This is a genomic window from Mucilaginibacter sp. P4_E8 (assembly GCF_056401495.1).
The window spans coordinates 1-2,576 of sequence record NZ_JBFUJG010000296.1; the positions used below are offsets into that span (position 1 = coordinate 1).

Annotated in this window: 2 protein-coding genes; both read left to right on the forward strand. The window is 36.0% G+C overall.

All coding sequences use genetic code 11. From position 1 onward, the window contains the following. Positions 1–533: polysaccharide biosynthesis/export family protein (locus AC1DRQ_RS30655; RefSeq protein ID WP_477429781.1), on the forward strand; the 533-nt coding region annotated here is incomplete at its 5' end. A gap of 215 nt (positions 534–748) precedes the next feature. Beyond that, positions 749–2,576: GumC family protein (locus AC1DRQ_RS30660; RefSeq protein ID WP_477429783.1), on the forward strand; the 1,828-nt coding region annotated here is incomplete at its 3' end.

Here is a 2,576-nt window from a genome sequence, read left to right on the forward strand (position 1 = left end):
GTTCTCAGGGTGGTACTGCACTTATTACAGGTTATTTGGTTGATAAAAATGGCGAGGTTTCTTTTCCATTGATCGGAAAAGTAAAATTATCAGGATACACTACCTTCCAGGCCCGCGATGTGGTACAAAAAAGAGCTTCAGTTTTTTATAAAGATCCATCAGTTCAGGTTCGTTTTGCCAATTTTAAAGTTACTGTTCTTGGTGAAGTTAATAAGCCCAACACCTATACATTACCTAACGAAAGGGTAAGTATTTTTGATGTGCTTGGCTTAGCCGGCGACCTTACAATTTATGGTAAACGGGATAATATAATGCTGATAAGGCAGGTTGACGGGAATAAGAATATTGCCAGGCTTAACCTAACATCTTCTAACATATTTAAAAGTGATTACTATTATTTAAAACAGAACGATGTGATCTATGTAGAGCCTGATAAATCAAAGTCGGCAGCTTTAAATGCTCCTACAAGAACATATATTGCTTTAATCTTAACAGCAATTTCTTCACTTGCTGTTGCCCTTTCCAGATTATAGCAATTTGAATAAATCCATATAACATGTTTAATGCTTGAAATTATTGCGAAATAATAAATGGATAAAAAGCATGTTTATAATAACTGAAAATCATTTTAATAGATTTTAGTTCTTATCTAACGTTAATTAAATAGGAATGACCCATATACAAAAATTTATTAAAGTAGTTACGATATAAACAACTTAGAAGTTACTTAATAAAGCATCCGATACTTATGTATAATAACAACGATAGCAGATATTCGCCAAATCAATTGAATGACGCTGAAGAAGAGAGCTTTGATTTAAAGGTTTTTATTGGTAAGATAATACAAAGTTGGTGGGTATTTGTAATAAGCATATTTGTTTGCCTTTTATTGGCGGTTGTTTATCTTAAATTTGCTACCCCAATGTACAACATCAGTGCTATGATGTTGGTTGATAATGATAAGCCATCAAGCCCGGCCGGAGCTGCAAGCGCCCTGGGCGATTTGAGTGGATTGTTGAATGCTCCGGATAATGTTGATAATCAAGTTTCTATATTAACTACTAATTATTTAGTACGAACTGTAGTGCAGGACATGAATTTGAATATCACTTATTATGTAGCAAACGGGCTTAAACAGGTGCAGCTTTATAAGGCTCCTTTTAAAGCGGAGTTGGTTCATCCGGTAGATTCTATTTCTGAAACTATTTTTGATATAGTTCCTGTAAACAACAATACAGTTAGTGTTGCTTATACTGAGAAATTGAGTGGGAAAGATGTTCAAAAGCAAATTACATACGGTAAGGCTTTTATGGTTGAAGGTGTTGGGGTAATTAAACTGGAGCGCAACCCCGAGCTGCCAATGAATGGTAAATATTCACTGGATATATCATCTATTGATAAACAGGTGGCTGTTTTTCTTGCAAATTTTTTAGCTACACCCGGGGTTAAACCAGCAACTACAATTGATCTTAACTTACAGTATCCAATCCCTCAAATGGGCGAAGACATACTTACAAGGTTTCTTCAAGAGTATGAACGGCAAAACATCGAGGACAAAAATAAAATTGCTGACAGCACAATTACGTTTATTGATAACCGCTTAATTATAGTAACCCAGGATCTGGATAAAATTGAAGGAAATATTCAACGTTTTAAACAGGATAGTAAGTTGGCTGATATTCCGAAACAGGCCGAGTTATTGGTGACCAATACCGGTGCTTATACGGAACAACTGGCAACAATTGAAAACCAGTTAAGCATCCTTGATGCACTTGAAGATTATCTGAAAGACGGATCAAAAGACAATAGGGTTGTTCCATCATCTATACTACCACAGGATCCCGTATTTACCGCGTTAATTCAACGTTATAATACTTTGTTGATTGAGCGGGAAAGGCAGCTTTTGACGGCCACAGAAGATAACCCTTTCGTGAAAAGCATAAATCAACAACTTGTTGGGATAAGACAAGACATGCTGGCAAATCTTTTAAATGTCAGGAAATCACTACAAATAAGTAAAGCCAGCTTAAAGGGGAATACAGGGAGACTGCAGGAACAGATTCAAAAAGTTCCGGCGCAGGAAAGGGTTTATTTAGACCTGTCAAGACAGCAACAGATAAAACAACAATTGTATTTGTTCCTGCTGCAAAAACGTGAGGAAACCGCAATATCAAAAACTTCTAATATTTCTAATACAAGGATAATTCAGCCTGCAAAATCAGACTATGTACCTTATTTCCCTAAAAAAATATATGTATTAGGATTAGCATTCGTTATTTCCATTTTAATTCCCATGGTAAGGATTTATATAATGGATGTTTTGAATGACAAGATACAAAGGAAGGAAGATATAAATAAGCATACACAAGTTCCGGTTATTGGCGAAATAAGCCACAACCAGGACGGATTGAATATTGTTGTTACCAAAGATTCAAGGAGCGGGGTATCTGAACAGTTTAGGGCGTTAAGAACAAATCTGAGCTTTTTACTTCCTGGCGAGGCAAAGAATCATGTTATCCTGGTAACATCCAGCATGTCTGGCGAGGGTAAGTCATTTACATCTATCAATCTTGCTG